13 protein-coding genes and 1 tRNA gene are annotated in these 17,910 nt (G+C 44.3%); 2 read left to right on the top strand and 12 right to left on the bottom strand.

Translation table 11 applies throughout. The features are described from left to right. Positions 1–58: 58 nt before the first annotated feature. From LZG94_RS08995 to LZG94_RS08985, 3 genes are all read right to left on the bottom strand, one after another. Positions 59–2,731: a sigma 54-interacting transcriptional regulator gene (locus LZG94_RS08995; protein WP_233791580.1), complete on the bottom strand. Its 2,673-nt coding sequence runs from the start codon at positions 2,729–2,731 to the stop codon at positions 59–61. Positions 2,732–2,857: 126 nt separating this feature from the next. Then, positions 2,858–3,388: an HD domain-containing protein gene (locus LZG94_RS08990; RefSeq protein ID WP_233791579.1), complete on the bottom strand. Its 531-nt coding sequence runs from the start codon at positions 3,386–3,388 to the stop codon at positions 2,858–2,860. A gap of 103 nt (positions 3,389–3,491) precedes the next feature. After that, a complete protein-coding gene (locus tag LZG94_RS08985) occupies positions 3,492–4,472 on the bottom strand; it encodes an alpha/beta hydrolase (RefSeq protein WP_409013250.1) in 981 nt (326 codons plus the stop codon). Between the two features lie 285 nt (positions 4,473–4,757). On the opposite strand from LZG94_RS08985, the gene LZG94_RS08980 reads away from it, so the two are divergent. Continuing rightward, on the top strand, positions 4,758–4,967 hold the full coding sequence (locus tag LZG94_RS08980) for a hypothetical protein (RefSeq protein ID WP_233791577.1): 210 nt from the start codon (positions 4,758–4,760) through the stop codon (positions 4,965–4,967). Between the two features lie 286 nt (positions 4,968–5,253). On the opposite strand, the gene LZG94_RS08975 is transcribed toward LZG94_RS08980, so the two are convergent. The 7 genes from LZG94_RS08975 to LZG94_RS08945 form a co-directional block, all read right to left on the bottom strand. Further along, entirely contained in the window at positions 5,254–6,066 is an 813-nt protein-coding gene (locus LZG94_RS08975) for an alpha/beta fold hydrolase (protein ID WP_233791576.1), read from the bottom strand. 245 nt (positions 6,067–6,311) lie between these two features. Further along, on the bottom strand, positions 6,312–7,097 hold the full coding sequence (locus tag LZG94_RS08970) for an alpha/beta hydrolase (RefSeq protein WP_233791575.1): 786 nt from the start codon (positions 7,095–7,097) through the stop codon (positions 6,312–6,314). 3 nt (positions 7,098–7,100) lie between these two features. Next, positions 7,101–8,603 carry a catalase gene (locus LZG94_RS08965; protein ID WP_233791574.1) on the bottom strand — a complete coding sequence of 501 codons (1,503 nt, stop codon included), beginning with the start codon at positions 8,601–8,603 and terminating at the stop codon, positions 7,101–7,103. 176 nt (positions 8,604–8,779) lie between these two features. Continuing rightward, positions 8,780–9,028: a hexameric tyrosine-coordinated heme protein gene (locus LZG94_RS08960; RefSeq protein ID WP_233791573.1), complete on the bottom strand. Its 249-nt coding sequence runs from the start codon at positions 9,026–9,028 to the stop codon at positions 8,780–8,782. A gap of 1,013 nt (positions 9,029–10,041) precedes the next feature. Then, positions 10,042–10,797, bottom strand: a complete 756-nt coding sequence (locus LZG94_RS08955; RefSeq protein ID WP_233791572.1) for a DUF6882 domain-containing protein — start codon at positions 10,795–10,797, stop codon at positions 10,042–10,044. A 1,373-nt stretch (positions 10,798–12,170) separates the two neighbouring features. Beyond that, a complete protein-coding gene (locus LZG94_RS08950) occupies positions 12,171–13,403 on the bottom strand; it encodes a site-specific integrase (protein WP_233791571.1) in 1,233 nt (410 codons plus the stop codon). 254 nt (positions 13,404–13,657) lie between these two features. Next, positions 13,658–13,730, bottom strand: a tRNA-Lys gene (locus LZG94_RS08945). A gap of 338 nt (positions 13,731–14,068) precedes the next feature. Here LZG94_RS08945 and LZG94_RS08940 point away from each other — a divergent pair. After that, complete coding sequence (locus LZG94_RS08940) at positions 14,069–15,421, top strand: WG repeat-containing protein (RefSeq protein ID WP_233791570.1); 1,353 nt, start codon at positions 14,069–14,071, stop codon at positions 15,419–15,421. Here LZG94_RS08940 and LZG94_RS08935 read toward each other — a convergent pair. Together LZG94_RS08935 and LZG94_RS08930 are read right to left on the bottom strand one after the other, a co-directional pair. Next, positions 15,418–16,392 carry an ABC transporter permease gene (locus LZG94_RS08935; RefSeq protein ID WP_233791569.1) on the bottom strand — a complete coding sequence of 325 codons (975 nt, stop codon included), beginning with the start codon at positions 16,390–16,392 and terminating at the stop codon, positions 15,418–15,420. The two genes, LZG94_RS08940 and LZG94_RS08935, sit on opposite strands and share 4 nt — an antisense overlap. Next, complete coding sequence (locus tag LZG94_RS08930) at positions 16,389–17,909, bottom strand: sugar ABC transporter ATP-binding protein (RefSeq protein ID WP_233791568.1); 1,521 nt, start codon at positions 17,907–17,909, stop codon at positions 16,389–16,391. The genes LZG94_RS08935 and LZG94_RS08930 overlap by 4 nt, the downstream gene beginning before the upstream one ends. Position 17,910 lies beyond the last annotated feature (1 nt).

Raw genomic sequence — 17,910 nt, 5'->3', positions numbered from 1 at the left:
AAATATAGACATTCATCACCGTTACACAGTTACGGATATCTATATACGCTATCCAAAATTAGTCCATCTCAGCATCTGTCTTCTTATAAATTATATGTTCTTTCTTGATAGCAAGCTTCTTTATTTTGGAATTAAGCGTTCCTACTTTCAGATTAAGAATTTGAGCGGCTCCTCCAACTCCGTAAATTTTTCCACCGCAACTATTTAACACCGCAATGATGTAATCTCTTTCATTTTCTTCGTGCGTTTTGTGGTAGATTTCTGCCAGTGCGGGTTGAGATTCGTGTGATTTTAATTTAGGCAAATACATTTGTCTGATTACGCCACCTGAGCTCATCAGCACGCTGCGTTCCACTAAATGTTCCAGTTCACGAACATTTCCCGGCCAGCCATAGGCCAGCAACTCTTTCATTGCACTGCTTGATATCTGACTGATCTTTTTGCCGTTGTTCTTGCAAAATTTATCAACGAAGTAAGATGCGAGCGCAGGTATGTCCTCTTTTCGCTTACGAAGTGGTGGCAATGTGATCGGAAAAACATTCAGCCGGTAATACAAATCGCTCCGAAACCGGCCCTCATTCACTTCGGTCAGCAGGTTCCTGTTCGTGGCGGCAATGATCCGCACATCTATCTTAATTGTTTCCCGCCCGCCTACTCGCTCAATTTCCCGCTCCTGGATTGCGCGTAATAACTTCACCTGCAGGTCCATTGGCATCTCCCCGATCTCATCCAAAAACAGTGTCCCGCGGTTTGCCAGTTCGAATTTACCAATACGCCTTTCCGTCGCGCCGGTAAAACTGCCGCGCTCATGCCCAAACAATTCACTTTCAATGAGATTGGCAGGAAGGGCGGCACAATTGACTTTGACCATCAACTTATCCTTTCGGGATGATGAGTTATGAATAGCCCTTGCCACAAGTTCTTTTCCAGTTCCGGTTTCTCCCAAAAGCAGTACAGTGCTGTTGGTGAAAGCGACCTGAGATAGCAGGTGAAAAACTTTCTGCATTTCAGGACTGCCGCCTACGATGTCGTTGTAAGTATAGCCCTCGTTCGCTTCCTCAATTAAGTATCCATTTTCTTCTTCGAGCTGCTCTTTGTATCTTCTGAATTCCTCTATTTGACGATTTAATTTTTGGTTGGCTATGATGTTTGACACGCCAGTTGCCAGCTGGTGCGAAAGCCGCTGAATAAGTTTTTGATCCTGATCTGAAAAGCCATTGCTCTTATCGGAGGTTAATACCAATGCGCCAATCACTTCATCGTTATTTACCAACCTCACACAAAGGCATTCTTTTACTCCGGACTGTATCATAAAATCAATGTGTGCCATTTTCATGGCCCTAAGCTTTTCAAAAGAAAACACGATAGGAATTTCCGAGGCCATCACGTTATTATGTATGCCGTCATGAATTGGAAATTCACCGGCCGGAACAAAATCAAAATCCGGATGCGCGCAGACCAGATCGCCGGAAAAGGAAAGTACTTTGTAATTATCTTTTGGATGATTGTATTGCGATACGCATATATCATTAAAATACACAACTGCCCCTAATCGGGAACTGATCACATCCATAATGTGATCTATGTTAGAATTCGAGGATATAGCCGAACTGACAGAAAGTAACACCTCATTTTCATGATCCCTGCGCGCAATCTCTTCTCTGGAAATCACATTTGCTATTGCTGCCGAAAGTTGTTCAGAAATTCCCTTTAAAATGGTATAGTTTACCAGCCTGAATGCGTCACGATCGGCAGAAAGTATATTTAAGAATCCAAGCGTTTGATTATTGTACGTGAGCTTAACCAGCAACATCTTTTTAATCCCGGAATCGAAAATAAACTGCGTGCCTGCATGCTTGTTGGGACTGCGCATGGCATCCTCTATATCAACGATCACAGGCGCACTTGCATGAAGAGCAACCTCATGAATCCCGTCTTCGACCGGATAATGCGGTTCTATTACCTTCAAAAATTTGGGATGTCCGCCCATTTTTTCAGCCACCTGATGTGCAAATACCTGAAAAGTCCTCGTGTCGGGTTTGTAAATCGTGAGGGCTATATCAGTAAAAGATATCAGTTCCGCAAGTTCAGTCCTTATTACATGAACCAGGCCATTTCTGTCCTTCACTTTATCTAATGCCGCACTGAAAGACAGCAATATTCGAGATTCTTTTTCCCGCTGCCCCACTTGTTCATACGCAATGATATTTGCTGTTGCAATAGCGATCTGGCTCGCGACGTCTTGGACAAGATCGATGTGATGTCGACTGAAATTATTCTTCCGGTCTGAGTAAAAGTTGACAATTCCGAAGGCCCCATTCTCATCGAACAAAGGAGCGGTAATGATTCCCTCAATACCTAAGTCACGGAAGGAACGCAACTGATCAGACAATTCTCCTGCTTGGGATAACGCATTTAGGTCAAACAAAACCGGTGCCGAATTTTCATCGACGGGTGCCCATACAAAAAAAGGGTCATACTGTTTTTGATATAAGGATTTCAATCCGGCAACATGGTCTGAAACAAAATGTTCATAACCACTTTCATTCTCGGTAAAAACCAGAATGTCATAATTTGAGAAATAAAATAGCTTACCTAGCTCCCTCCGCATTGCATCCTGTAATCCCTCACGATTGCGCGCCTGCGCAGTATAATTACTGAATGATAGTATGTTGCGTAGCACTTCTACTTCAATATCAGAGTTATCCTTTGAAATGTTAAATTGACTCATTACAAACTTGATTAGTCATCTAACGCATGCGGTCAAATTACCAAGCAGCGCATTGTTGAAATATAGACAATTTATCCTTTACAATACGATATGTGTTCCGACTTTTTATTTTGTGCTTACGTTCTCCTATTTGGTAAACATAGGTAAGGGTTTCAATGGGTTTTTAAAGAAGTTAGTCACGAGCTTTTTAGCCAAAAAGATGTGAAATCCGTTATTTGGAAGCATCTTTCTATTATGTAATAATTTTCGAGAGTCTAAACCGAAAGCAATAACACCAAATGTGATATCGGCCCAGTCAGCACGTCGAAAAACCTCAGTAGAAAGCTCAAATTTGCCCCGATAGCGGCTCACTTTATGGTGCCAATATATCATCGATGAAATTTCATCCGCCAAGCCGGCCTTGCCTCGCGCGGTCAGATAATGTCTCATTTCAATTATGGACGGACGCAAATAATCGATCGAATGATCTGTCCAAATGCCTATGTCATGAAAAACGGCTGCAATGGCATATTTCTCAGCATTCTCGGGAGCTTCGTCCAACAAAATACAATTGAGAAATACCCGATATACATGATTCCGGTATTTCACAAAGTCATTTCCGATTGTCTGCCGAAAGTCTTGCATTAACTCCTCAATAACAGCATTAGGATAGTTCATTGGCTTGTTAAATGGCAGTTAAATATCTGACTATCTTAACTGTTATGACTCTTCGCTGAACGCGAGGCCGGTTTCGAAAACACCGGCCTTGCGTTCAGCGATATCAAAGATACTTTTTTAGCTCCTGAGCTGCTTGACTAAACAGCGCTTTCGTCTGCGGGATTTCGGCGAGTCCATTTAAAAGGCCGAAATCATGAATGACATCGTTATACCGCACCGTCGTAACAACTACGCCGGCCTCACTTAACTTACGCCCATATCCTTCTCCTTCATCGCGTAGAATATCATTTTCAGCAACCTGGATCAATGTTGGCGGCAAGTCTTTCAGTTCTTCAAGAGTTGCCTGCAAAGGTGAAGCATAGATTTCCTGTCTCCGTTCTTTATCAATGTACTGATCCCACATCCATTGCATCAGTGAAGACGTCAGGAATCGTTGTTTTCCGTACAAGATGTATGATTCTGTTTCAAAATCAGCATTGGTAACTGGCCAGAATAGGATTTGCAGAACGAAATTTACACCTCCTCTTTTCCTTGCCATCAACACAGCGGCAGTGGCCAGGTTACCGCCCGCACTATTACCGACAATCGCAATCCTGGAACCGTCAACACCAATTGCCTCCCCATTTGATGTTACCCACTTCGATGCTGCATATACTTCATTAACAGGTCGTGGATACTTTCCTTCCGGAGCCCTGGTATAATTAACAAAAACGCCGGAGAAGCCAGTCAGAACAACTAAATCTCGAACCATTCGCTTATGGGTAGGATAATCTCCCAAAATCCACCCACCGCCATGAATAAATAGAAAAACAGGTATTATCCCCTCCGCATTTGCAGGCCGCACGATGTTCAGTACAATCTCATAATCGTCCTGAAAAATTGTCATCTCGGTCTCGGTAACTCCTGAAAGGTCGACCTCGAAAGCAGCCTGCGCTCCGACGAGTACATTGCGGGCATCTTTTGTCGCCAGGCTCTCGAGTGGCGGGCCTCCTTGATTTAAGGGCATTAAAAAAGTTTTAACTGCAGGCGACAGGTGTTCATCCTCCGCAAAATCTACGGGTGACAATAAAGTGGTTGCATTCATAACCATGTTGATTGATGTTGATTAAAATAGTAAGGCTCTCCTCATATGGAGGTTACACAAAACTAGATAGTGCTGCGGGCAGCTTCAATGACAACTGAATGGTTTGACTTGTACAAAATAAATTGTATATGTCCTTTAAATCCGCATTGGGCTGATTTGTACAACACAATGCTGTGAAATGCAATTGTCTTCTGCCATCAAACAAAGGACCTTTAACTCATTAGAATCCGGAGATTCAAGACGCTACGATAGCTCGTACATGTCCCATGATTAACAAGCTGCTCAATGGAAAAATCAAAGAGTAACCCCACCAGCAAGCGTCCTCAGGAGCATTGTGCAGAAATAGAAAAAATCGCTCAGCCTTTTACAAAATCTGCTGAGTTGCAATTGGAGTCAGACATTAGTGAAGACAAATCCAGTACCACCGAGGCATCAAGAATCAAAAATGCGATTCTTGATTACAATGACATCCTTTTCGGCAATTTCAAATATTGACACTACACGGAAATCTCCTTAATAGCTCTGTCAATTAAGTAGTAGAATTCCAATTTCGTAATCGTAGTACACGTAGCTGATATTTCTAGTTTCGCCATAGACGTGGCAGATGTTGGCCAAAGTGCGACTGTCCGCTCAGTGATGGCACCAGCACGGTTCCATTGCAAATAGTGATGCTTCCTTTTGCATTTGAATCATTTGTTGAGTACACTTCAATCATTGCTATATCAGGTTAAAACACCGCTCCAAATCTGGAACGGTGTCGTGTACACATATTTGTTTTAGCTTAATTATTGGCCATCAAAAGCTCAGTTATAACATCTGGTTTAGTCAGAAATGGACTGTGATCGGAATCAATGGTGGTCGTTTTCGTAATTTTCGCAGCTGCGACCATCCTCTTTTGTAAACCAGGCCCTACTGTATTGTCTCTTTTTGTGAAAATGTAATATTTATCGACTTTGGCCCAATTAGCAGCGGTGACGGTCGCTTTATCCGGAAAAATTTTGGAGGGTTCAGCTCTGCGTTTGTCCAGAAGCAATTTTTTAACCTCCTCATTTGCATCCTGAGCGAATATAGGAACAATGTTTTCCGGTTTAATATCTTGCGTCAAACCGTCAGCCGAAGGAATGAGCGCAGGAAATAACTTGGAGGTACTGTCGGTAGATGCTAAGTCCAGCAAGGATTGTCCATTTGCAGGAATAAAGGCGGCTATGTAGATCAGCTTTTCAATTTTATCTGGAATTTTTTCTGCCGTAGCAGTAATGACCATTCCCCCCATGCTGTGCCCAACAAGGATAACCTTGCCGCTCAGTCCGGAAATTGCACCAACTACCTTATCCCTATATACGTTAAGTGAAATATCTGCTGGCGGAGTTTTATCTTCACCATGAGCAGGCAGTTCGACCGCTACTACTTTATGCCCTTTCTTTTCCAGCTGGGCCTTCACATACTGCCAGGCATAAGCGCCCTGGAATGCACCATGCACAAGAACATAGGTCTTCGAGGGTGCGGATTGCACCTCGTCGTCGCCATCGCAGCCTGTAATAAAAATACACATGATCAGCAAGGAGCCGATCAGTTTTGAGATTAATGTTTTCATGTTAGTCAATTTTGAATTTGTAAGGAATGAGCTGATTTGTTCCTCTTTGGAACACTACAAAATTGTAGCTTATTGAAATTCGAGGAAATGGCCTTTTAGCGACATTAGTCGTACTTTTTCAGCTGATATTAGATTTTCACTTAAGAAAGATCAGATAAACAAAGGCTGGTATCAATTCATAAAAAAGCAGCCGTAGTGTGACAATGATTGTCGCACCGACAGCTGCAAACGCACTAACCCTTTCCCTAATTTCTTGCTAGCCAATCAAGAATGTAATCAGCATCCTCCTGCCAGGTAGGAAGACCCAATATGTAGTGATTTCTGTTGATGTCCAGGTGGTAATCAAGAACCGACCCGTTGTTTTTATATGCTTTATAATTGCGTTGGTTCAAATGCGCGGGCATGATATGGTCAGTATCACCAGCCGTGAAAAGTAAAGGTGGATGTGGTTTTTCGAAGTCAACGTATGCCGCCCGAGTCAGGGCATCACGGGCTATCGTTTTAGATTCCGGAATGGTCAGGCTTTCATAGGCGGCACGCTGTTGTTCCAGGGGCATTCCGTTCACAAATGCATACTGCCAGTCTTCAAACGACATCATGTAGGTTTCTTCGATTGAAGTAAATAATCCAAGAGATTTCCAACCGGCTTTCAGAAAAGAAAATTCATAGGCAAACACACCTTGCGGTGGCACCGAATGAATGGCAACACCCGCCGCTGTTATACCGCGGTTCACCATAATCTGGGTCAGCAATCCGCCATAGGAATGCCCTATTACGATAGGTTTTTCTGGTAGAGACTTGATAATTGCTATGTGATACTCAACCAGTTCATTGAGCGTAAGCAGCGCTAACTCCTTGTCATGATGGGGATGACGGCCACGAAGTTCTTCCACGGATGCATCCTTATATGGCCAGGGCGGCGCAATGGTGGAATAACCCTTGCTTCGAAAATAGGTTTGCCATTCGTCCCAGCAGCTGTTGCTGACAAATGCACCGGTGATAAATACGACTGTTTTGGATTGGATGGGCATAGTTTAGAAAGATTGAATTGTTGGACATTGCTTTTTCATTTCATAGCCTTCAAAGTCATTTACAAGCTGCATGGAAAGCCCAAGTGCATGTGCTATCCCCCTACCATATTCAGGGTCAGCCTTATAACAGTTTCGGATATGGCGGATCTGAATAAACTGCTGCGCTCCACCTACAGCGGCTGCTGTGTTTTTAAACAGAAGTTCTCTTTGTACAGGTGACATTAACCGGAAAAGGTTTCCTGGCTGGCTGTAATAATCATCGTCTTCCCGATGGTCCCAGTGTGCTGCATCACCTGTGATCTTTAAAGGTGGCTCGGAGAAATCGGGTTGTTGCCGCCATTGTCCAAAGCTGTTTGGCTCGTAAGACGTTGTCCCGCCATAGTTACCGTCGGTCCGCATCGCCCCATCCCTATGATAGGCATGATAGGGGCATTTGGGCGCATTTACCGGAATTTGATGGTGGTTCACACCCAGCCTGTAACGTTGCGCATCACCATAGCTAAACAACCGGCCCTGCAACATTTTGTCTGGCGAGAAGCCGATCCCCGGTACAACCTGCGCCGGATTGAATGCGGCCTGCTCCACTTCTGCAAAATAGTTTTCAGGATTACGGTTTAAAACCAATTCGCCAACTTGTATCAGTGGAAAGTCTCCATGTGGCCACACTTTGGTAAGGTCGAATGGGTTAAGATGATAACTGTCTGCAACATGTTCTTCCATAATCTGAACATACATGATCCATTTTGGGAAATCACCGTTTTCAATGCTATCAAACAGATCACGCTGGTGGCTCTCCCGATCCAGGCCAATTACTTCTCCTGCTTCTTCATTAGTCAGGTTTTGAATCCCCTGAGCAGTCTTGAAATGAAATTTAACCCAGTAGCGGGTTTGGTTGTTGTTGATGAAGCTGAACGTATGGCTACCAAATCCATCCATATGACGATACGACTTTGGCAGACCGCGATCACTCATGACAATCGTGACCTGATGCAGTGCCTCTGGAAGCAATGTCCAGAAATCCCAGTTGTTATCGGCACTCCGCAAATTGGTGCGTGGATCTCTCTTCACGACATGATTCAGATCCGGGAATTTCATGGGGTCACGCAAAAAGAAAACAGGCGTGTTATTTCCGACAAGATCCCAAATTCCCTCTTCTGTATAAAATTTAATAGCAAACCCACGGATGTCCCTTTCCGCGTCGGCTGCCCCTCTCTCGCCCGCGACTGTTGAAAACCGAACGAAAAGCGGAGTTTCTTTACCAATTTCTGCAAACAATTTTGCTTTGGTATAGCTGGTTATATCATGGGTCACTTTAAATACCCCAAATGCACCGGAGCCTTTTTCATGCATACGTCTCTCTGGTATGACTTCCCGGTCAAAATGAGCCATCTTTTCTAAAAACCAGGCATCTTGAATCAATGCTGGGCCGCGTTTTCCAGCAGTCATTATATTTTGATTATCAACAACTGGCGCGCCTGAACGGCTGGTTAACTTGTTCTCTTCCATTGGGAAAATTCTAGTATTTATAATTGTTTTATCCGGACGCTAGCATAAATCTGCAATAGCCAAAACTAGCGGGGAAGAACTATTGCAACAATGTCAGATTAACTGAACCTATTGTACTTATTAAACCTGGAGATATAAATCTATATCTCTATTGCACCCTGCCTAAGTGTAGGAATTCAACTTCTATTTTTCCAATAATCATTGGCTGCTGCAATGGTAGCAAATTCCAGCGCGACTGTTTGGCCTATTGCAATGAGCATTGCAGCATCCGCTGCGTAAACTGGCCTCAATTTTTCTCGAACCAAAGCGTCGGGCTGTGTCACCTTTATAATTAGTCTGGAAATTTTTATCGCCAACGCTCGCCCTTCTTCCGGCGTGTTGGTTATGAGGCTATTACCGGGAACTAACGTTACCTGTTCTGACATATGTTAGTGCATTTAGTTGTAAATTTTCGTTCACGAAATACAGATAAATTAGCATGGCCCTCAATGTTCAATTCAGGGCTGCATTTGTATATTTTTTGCATATACGAATACTCAAAATCACAATAAGTGGCTTGGGAGACTATTAATGAAACATTTACCAGTCGTTTTACTTCGGCCTTTCAGAAGGTTGTCTCCAACTGATCTTATTGCATATTTGGCTGTATTGAAGTTGGCTTTCAGAAAGCTTTCCGTGTGACGTCTCAAAACCTCGTACCTTTTGAAGGTTCCGATTGCGTATTCTTGCCAACTAGCGACTGCATCCGTAGATTGTGTCCTGCAATCACCCCCTCCTTGTTACCCAGCACACGACCTGCCGTCGCTTTCCAAGTCTTAGGCTCACACTCAGCTTTGTTTTCATAACCATTTACAGGTTTATTAGTTGAACAAAGTAGTCTTGCAAGCCTAGTCAGCACAAGATGCCCATCGCGTGGACATATTGATTTTCAACTGGTTACGCGATTTCTGGTGAGTAAAATTTGCAGATCTTCGAACTCACCGAATTACTCACCAAAAATTTGTAGCAAATTGAATGTTTTGGCATATCTGGCAAAGAAAAAAGCCTGCTAATCTGTTGATTGGCAGGCTTTGATGCTTTTTGTTATTTCTTCAAGTGATCCCGCTGGGATTCGAACCGCCCGGCGGCCCGGCCAGGACCCATACATTAAAAGTGTACGTTGCAAGCAAGAAAAGCGCCCTTTTGAGGCGCTTCAAGTGATCCCGCTGGGATCATACTTTTTGAGATAACAAATTGCTTATCAAGCATTTATATCCTGCAAAATCCTGTACTCACCGCGTCACTCACCAATTTGTCGTGGTCGGCTTGCAATTAGGGTAAAGATAAAATTATTTGTAAAAGATCCCGCTCACGACTTGCAAGCTTTTCGGTGGCTCGGAAGGGAAGAAGCTAAATTGTCGTCAAACTGGATCATAACAATGACCTACAAAAGACTTTCCTAGTCCGACCCCAGGTCCAGTGCCTTCATCTTAAAATAGCATCCCTCGCACACAACTCTATACTGCGCAAATTTCATCGCATTGCGGCTCCATCCATCTTCTGCAACCCTTATAGTTTCACATTCGTCACACCATGCTTGAAAGTCATCCTCGTCCGACAGCTCCATTCCTTCAATGGTTTCGAAAGATTCTTCAAAACCAACTTTGGTATCGAAATTCAGGTGTTGACACACAAACGCAACTCTTCTATATTCGTGATCGCCGCATTCTATGTACTTGTTCTTAATGTTCTTCGCTGTTTCATTGTCAACAAATTCGGTTATGACCAGAAAGATCATTAATCCTTCGTCGTTGACGGGCCGGTAGACACCAATCCCTTTTATAAGTTTAACCGAGATAGCTGTGAATTCCCAAGCTTCAAACTCATCGCTGGCGAAGTGCCCCTCGGTTAGTTTGGCGAAATTGAAACTCTCTCCAAAATCCCTTATCTGACTCGCGGGTTCCTTAACATTTTCCAAAGTATTTTCATTGTGCCATGACCACATCCATGTTTCGGATTTTGACGAGAAGCTCCCTACTTGAAAATATTTAAAATTGAGTTCTGTGTCATCGGTGGAGAAAGTCAGTAAACCGGTTGCTTGATTGTAGAACCAGTTTGCCTGAGCGATGTCAAAAGTTTCTTTGAATTGGTCCTGCAAAGCTTTCAGTTCGTCAATACAATCGCCGGCAAAAGCGTTGTAGTCAGTTATCTCCATACGGTTTAATTTTTAGAAGGTCCGAATAGTCATGCAGGTGTAAGAAGCTAGTACAACATGCAGGGTAACTTCGTATTGCAATCGGCTACTCTTGGAAACAAATATAGCCAAATCCATAATCTACTTATTTTCCACTCTTCCAGGAATATTTATAAAACTCTCCCGCCAGCGACTCCGGAGCGTTTGGGCGGCCAGATTAGATTGTGACACAATCTGACATCTGGCCGATTGCGGTTAAGAGGCAATCGTTAACAAATCCGGACGGAATATGCCAACAAATGATGAATGAATAAGTACAATTTATCTGCGTGCGAATGAAAGAATATTAATAGCGACTTAGACTAAAACCAAGCTCAAATGATGTGAATGTCGTGAGCGAAAATCACATTACAAACAGGGCTCATCATGCAGCTTACCGTATACTGTTCCATGGATTTCCCTACCACTTTTTCCATATTCAAGTCTTACAATTTTGTAACAGTGAACTTGAAGGACAAACGCAAAATCCTCCATTGTTGCTGTTATGTTTGCGTTGCCATCATTCATATATGTTAAGTAGCCGGGTAAAGATCTTCTTAGCGGTTCAAAATCGTCGCCAACCTTGTATTTCGGGATTGTCTTGCGAATTATATCGTCTCTGATCGCGTCGGGCATATAACGAAACACTAATGAAGGAGCGACAGTCGGTAAAAACCAAAGAAAAAAGAAAAGCGAGAGGGCAGGTGAAAGAAAGAAAATACCTTTCCGGAGTGGCTGATTGTTTAGAAAATTGATCAGCCTTGATGAGGTAATTAGCTGGGAGTATGCGAACCCAAAAATAAAGCCAGCCAATAAGGCTAGTGGTCAAAACATAGTCACTAAGTCGAGACTACGAAATAACCCGCCCACGAGGATTGCATATACGAATCCACCATAAGCGCCTGTGATGAAAGGCAGGGTTGTAGGCCGAAACGTTCGCTTTGTATGGTCAAGTTTACTAATGGGGTAGATTATGAATATTGCCCATGCGAGAGTCATGAACAGTGCCGACCAGAAAATAACAACCTCGCTGTCATCTGCCTTACCATGTGCCGAAACTTGATAAAGCGAGTTAAGTACATTCATCAATGTCCAGGCAATTGACATTGCGAAAAAACCTAAAGTTTGCTTTACTGTATTGAGCTTCTGTATTGTCATGTGACATTTATGAATGCCAACTTGATGGGCCATTCTCACACAAAAATATACAAAGAGCAGGTTATATTTTCGACTCACTTTTTGCCCCATGTATTTAGTAGCTATTTCATTTGTGATTTTTCCAATCCCTTTTTTCACCTTCTCTCTCGCGATCCCCTCTCACAAACAGGAGGGGTCGTGAGAGAGAAGGTGCAGCGCTAACCTTCTGTGCCAGACCTCTTGGAAAGCCGCCCTTTCAAAGCCTGCATATCCTCGCTAACCTTCGTATCGAGAATTTTCGCATAAATCTGAGTAGTGCGAATGTTCGTATGCCCGAGCATTTTAGAAACACTCTCAATCGGAACACCATTCTGCAATGTAATAGTCGTGGCAAACGTATGCCCGGCTACGTGTGAAGTAAGAACTTTATTAATTCCGCAGATCACAGCGATCTCTTTCAAATAGTCATTCATCTTCTGATTACTCGGCACAGGCAACACCAGCCCGCGAGACTCGCAAAGCGGATGATCTTTATATCTGTTGATTATTTGAAGCGCCTCTGGCAAAAGCGGAATATGCGATTTTACATTCGTTTTAGTCCGCTGGCTGAATATCCACTGCTCGCCGTCAATTCCACGAGCGATCTGGCTTTTTTCGAGCTTCTGGACGTCAGAGTAGGCCAGGCCGGTGAAACAACAAAAGAGAAAAGTGTCCCGCACCTGGGCGAGCCGATCGCTGGCGAACTCTTTATTTGCCATCAAATCAAGTTCGGCGCGGGTAAGGATCGCTTTATCGACCTTTTTAAACTTGCCTTTGAAGTTCAAGTACGGATCGAGATTCATCCAGCCATTCCCTAAGCAGATATTGACAATCTTGCGGAACATCTTCATATGCTTCACAACGGCATGATTGCCCATCTTGCGAACAGAGCGCAGATAGAACTCATAGTCGGCGATGAAAGCGAAATCGATCCGGCTGATGTCACAATCGCTCGTGTTGAAGTTGCCTTTCAGAAATGCTAGCGTGTGACGTTCGAGTACTTTGTAGCGGTTGAATGTGCCTATCGCATATTCCTGGCCGACCAATGCCTTCATCCGTTCGTTATGGTCAGCAATCACTGAGATTAGTAACCGCTGCTTAGGGCCGACGCCTAAAAATTTGTTCTTGACCGTTTCCGCTGTTATCAATGCTCCGTCACGAACCAGGGCGGCGTGGGCATCTAACAATTGCTGTTCGAGATTACCGAGATAGGCGTTAACAGACTTCACAGCCTCTTTCACACCAGTCACTCTTCCCGCAATTGCATTCCACCGGCTGGGTTCACATTCTCGCCCGGTCGTAAATTCTGCTCTTTTGCTTTCAACCGTAATCCGCAGGTAAATGGGCACAGTTCCATTTTGATAATTTTTCGGCTTCTTCAAATAGAAAAGCAGACTGATCTTTGTTTTCATACCTTTTTCCAGGTTAAAAAGTTGAACAAAAGTAGTCTTGCAAGCCGTTACAGCACAAGATGTTTACGTGGTAAACATCTTGTTATACAATAAGTTACAGCAATTCTGGTGAGTAAAATTTGCAGATCCTTGCACTCACCGAATTACTCACCAAAAATTTGTGAAAAATTGAATATTTTGGCATGATCCGAAAAGAAAAAAGCCTGCTAATCTGTTGATTTGCAGGCTTTGATGCTTTTTGTTATTTCTTCAAGTGATCCCGCTGGGATTCGAACCCAGGACCCATACATTAAAAGTGTATTGCTCTACCAGCTGAGCTACGGAATCATTCACAGCCAACTATGTTTCTTGTACAAACCCAAGACTTGTCGTTGATTGTGGTGCAAAAGTATTAGTTAAATTGTACGAAACAAATTTTTCAAAATAGATTTATGAAGAAATTATTAAGATTTAAGGTAAGCGCTTGTTTTCGTGGGAATTAATGGAAATCGAAAACTGATTTATTTTTTCCTGCCACTTCCGATCAGTTCTGATTTGTTGTTTGCCCGGCGAAAAATAAGTCGTGAACTGAATGCAATTGGCATAAAATTAGCCTGAAAAGTACCTATTGGCTATATTAGCTGAAAAGGATTCAACCTGATACTGACTTAAAACCGCTTTCCTGAATGTTTGCTCTGGCTGCTAGGTGTTTCATTTCTCTGCTTTTCATACTAAATTTTAATCTTCTGCTGGCGCAAACCGGAGCCGGCAATGCAAAGTCCTGGCTTAATGCGTATACCGAACATCGTGAATACGATGGCGTTTACGTTGTCAAGAAAGTGTCTGTGCCCTGCCGGACCTATGAAACCTATCTCACCGATCCGAATGGACGGAAACTGACGCCGGCATTCCGGGATATTGGTGATTTTTCTGATGGGCTTGCTGAGTTTGTGCCTATGGAACTGGGTCCCGACGGAAATGGGCTGCACGGGTTTATCAACAGGCAAGGCGAAATTGTCGTGCAGCCGATCTATGCGGGTACTGATAAGTTTATAAATGGCAAAACATGGGTTATTTATCCCGTAGGCAAACAATTTGGCCTTTCTTATATTGATACAAAAGGAAATACGCTGTACAAAATCCCGATTGAAAATTATAAAAATGACTTCCTGATCGCCGCGGCGGAGCAAAATCACGTGTGTAACCGGGATACCCGCGAGGATATTATCTGGTGGAAAAAACGGGATATGTTTATCCTCAACTGGAATTTCAGCAAGTTCAACGAGCGCGAGATCAAGAAGTCGAAGTACATCTATCACTTCAACTTTGGTGGGAAATATGGGATCATTGATAAGAATATGATCCTGCGCGTACCGGTTGCGCTGGATGATATTGACCCTACCTACAAATTTTCCGGCCAGGGATTGGAGCGCGTTCAATATGGCGATAAGTTCGGCTATATCAGTCCATTCACCGGCGACCTGATCGTGCCGTTTGAGTACACCGACACCCGCAAGCCGACTGCCGGTTTATTCTGGGTAAAAAAGAATAATAAATGGGGTTGTATTGACAAAACGGGCAAAGTCAGGATCAATTTTCTTTACGACGAAGCAACCGGTTTCACTGCCGAAGACCGCTCCGCAGTAGCTATTGATGGAAAATTCGGACACATTGATAAGAAAGGCAGGATTAGAACGCCGCTGAAATACGATTTCGCTTCCTACTATAACCACGGCATCTCAATGGTGCGGGTGGACGATAAATACGGGTACATTGACACAACCGGCAAATTCATCACGGAGGTTATATACGACGAGGCGTTACCGTTTGACAAAACCACAACAACAGCAGAGCGCACGTGGCTGCGGTACGAGCTGGCCATGGACGGAACAGAGAAATTCGTAGGGTTTTCTTATAAATTAAATGCCGTTTTTATATTAATCGCATTGCTACTTTTCGTCCGTATCAACAGCTATCTTTTCAGGAAGTTCGAGGGCAAAGAATGGCTTAGCAGATTAAAAAGTAAGAAAGCTTCCTAGTCGTTTTTGGAGTTAGCCTTATCAATAATCACCGCGAGCAATATCACCAAACCTTTCACGACCTGCTGCCAGAAAGGCGACACATTGAGCAGCACCAGTCCGTTGTTCAAAACCCCGATGATCAGTGCGCCCTGAACGGTGCCGAGCACACTACCCCGGCCTCCTGAAAGAGAAGTCCCTCCTATTACCACGGCCGCGATCGAATCAAGCTCGTAGCTGACACCTGCATTGGGCTGCGCCGAATCAAGCCGGGAAGTAACCAGCAAGCCGCCTACCGCCGCGAGCGCCCCGCCTATGGTATACACGATAATTTTAACCCTATTCACCTGAATACCAGATAGTCGTGAAGCACTCTCATTCCCTCCGATCGCATAAATATACTTTCCCAATCTGGTTTTGGTAGTAATAAAAACAGCGAGCACCACGATCAGCGCAGAGATCCATACTGGTACTGGAACGCCCAAAAACCAGCCGGTACCCAGGAACAAAAACGTGTCACCCAAGCCGCTGATCGGGAAACCTTTGGTCCATAACATGGTGAAACCGCGCGCGACAGTGAGCATAGCCAGCGTCGCTACAAACGGTGGAACTTTGAATTTCGTAATCGTCCAGCCATTCAACGCACCCAGCGCAGAGCCCGTTAATATCCCGGCCAGAGAAGCGCCCAGCACTGTGAAACCGATGTACAAATTATCACTCGGAATCTCAATGCCGCTTTTGAGCAGCCCGGCTGTGATCGCGCCGCAAAGTGCCAGTACCGAGCCGACAGATAAATCGATCCCCGCCGTTAATACAATCAAAGTCATCCCCGTCGAAATGCAGATATTGACTGAGATCTGCCGCATTACATTCCATAGATTGGAAACGCTGAGAAACTTGTCCGACAGAATACTCAGTCCGACACAAAGTAAAAAAAGCGCGATAAGCGACTGAAAACGAAGTAATTTATCTTTATCTAATGCCAGGTTCATAATTGCTTTTCATAAATGGAATGCGGTATCGCCGCTTTCAGGATCAGGTCCTCGGTTGCCTCGGCGGAAGTAAATTCAGCAGTGAGCTCGCCTTCCGCCATTACCAGAACGCGATCGGAGACAGCCAGTATCTCGGGCAATTCCGAGGATACTACAATGATTCCCAGACCATTATCTGCCAGTTGAATGATCAGTTTGTAAATTTCGCTTTTCGCATGAATATCAATTCCCCGCGTCGGTTCGTCCAGCAATAGCAGCTTCGGTTTGGTCGCCAGCCATTTTGCCAATACGATTTTCTGCTGGTTGCCGCCGCTCAGGTTTTTAGCTTGCTGCTTTCCCGACGGCGTTTTGATTTTTAATTCTCCTATATATTTTTCGGTCAGAGCGAGCTCTTTATTTTCGCTCGAAATACCCATAATTTCCAGCTCAGCGAGGGTAGTCAGGCAGATATTCGTTTTTACATCCATTCCTAAAACCAGCCCGTCCTTTTTTCTATCCTCCGGCACCAGCGCCAGGCCCGCGGCGATTGCCTGTGCGGGTTTCGAGATAGACAATGCTTTTCCTTCCACCCGAATAGTACCTTGCGACCGCGCCGCGTGCAAACCGAAAATTGTTTCCAATAACTCCGTCCGCCCGGCCCCCATTAACCCAAATATTCCCACGATTTCGCCGCGGCGCACTTCAAAATTAATATCCTTCAATATCCGCTCATTCTTGCGCAATGCGTGCTGCAAAGTGAGATTTTCAATTTGTAGTAAAACCTCAGTCGCGCCTTGTGATAGCTTTTTTCGCATCACTTCAATCTTCCGGCCCACCATTTTCGTGATCAGCTGATCCTGGTCAATATCCTGCATTTTACCCGAATCAACAGACTTTCCGTCCCGCAAAACCACAAAATGATCTGCGATCCGGAACAGTTCGTCCAGCTTGTGCGACACGTACACGATCGCTTTGTTCTCAACTTTCAGTTCCTCGATAATCCCGAACAATACCTCCACCTCGCTGCCGGTAATCGCCGAAGTAGGCTCGTCCATAATGATAAGCTCCGCCTCTGTGAGTAGTGCTTTTGCAATTTCCACGATCTGCTGCTGGCCCACTTTCAGGTTCACAACGCGCGTTTCCGGGGCGACTTTCAGTTTCAATCTGTCGAGCAGCTCCTGCGTTTTGCGGCGCATTTTGTTCTTATCCAGCGTTCCATACTGGCTCAGCATTTCGCGACCGAGGAATATGTTTTCGGTGATCGTCAGGTAAGGTATCAGGTTGAGTTCCTGATGAATGATCGCGATGCCGTGTTGCTGCGCTTCTTTCGGGTTATTGAATTTGACAAGATTGTCTTTCCAGAAAATCTGTCCCTCGTAGTCTACATAAACGCCCGACAATATCTTCATCAGCGTCGATTTACCTGCGCCATTTTCCCCTATTAAGGCAGTGACTTTTCCGGCATCGAGCGTCAGGTTCACGTTATCCAGAGCCACTACTCCCGGAAATCTTTTGGTAATATTCTCTGCGGTCAGCATG

The organism is Dyadobacter sp. CY343, assembly GCF_021390335.1.
Classification (GTDB): domain Bacteria; phylum Bacteroidota; class Bacteroidia; order Cytophagales; family Spirosomataceae; genus Dyadobacter.
The sequence above is the reverse complement of the archived record's forward strand: the minus strand, read 5'-3'. Positions and strand labels throughout refer to the sequence as shown.